Source organism: Shewanella sp. MBTL60-007 (assembly GCF_019654915.1).
In the GTDB taxonomy this organism is placed as follows: domain Bacteria; phylum Pseudomonadota; class Gammaproteobacteria; order Enterobacterales; family Shewanellaceae; genus Shewanella.
Genome location: NZ_BPET01000192.1, coordinates 1 through 500, shown reverse-complemented (window position 1 = coordinate 500; position 500 = coordinate 1). Strand labels below are relative to the sequence as shown.

Annotated in this window: 1 protein-coding gene; it reads right to left on the bottom strand. The window is 57.4% G+C overall.

Annotated features, from left to right (window positions below; all coding sequences use genetic code 11):
- Positions 1–398 (bottom strand): GNAT family N-acetyltransferase (locus tag K5Q92_RS23990; RefSeq protein ID WP_220771276.1); only part of this gene is annotated, 398 nt, incomplete at its 3' end.
- Between the last annotated feature and the right edge of the window lie 102 nt (positions 399–500).

Below are 500 nucleotides of genomic sequence, written 5' to 3'. Positions count from 1 at the left end.
TGCAGGGCGATACTGGCCTGGTTTCCGGCATCTATGGCGCCCACCATGGTGCGCATGCCGCGCTCCCGGGCCTGGGTTATCAAATGCTGCATCAGAAAGCGCGCCACCCCTTTGCCTCTATGCTCCGGGTGCACATACACAGAGTGTTCCACCGAGTAGAGGTTGGCCGGATAGCCGCGAAAGGGGCCTAAGCTGGCAAATCCCAACAGTTGTCCCTGCTCATCCTCGGCGCCCAGAATCGGCCAGTTGCCTTGCTGTTTGGCGCCGAACCAGTCGCGGATCTGCTGCTCGCTCCTTGGCTGGTATTCATAAAGGGCTGTGGTATGGGCAATGGCATGGTTGAAGATGGCGCGTATCGCCTCGCCATGTTGCTCAAGTTGGCAGTGACACAGATGCATCTTAGGCTCCCAAGGTGGTTTCGCCTGAGTATGCCACAAGCCGGTCGATGCGCCATTACTTCAATGGGAACATATGAATTGGAGCAGGTAGCCATTCAGTGT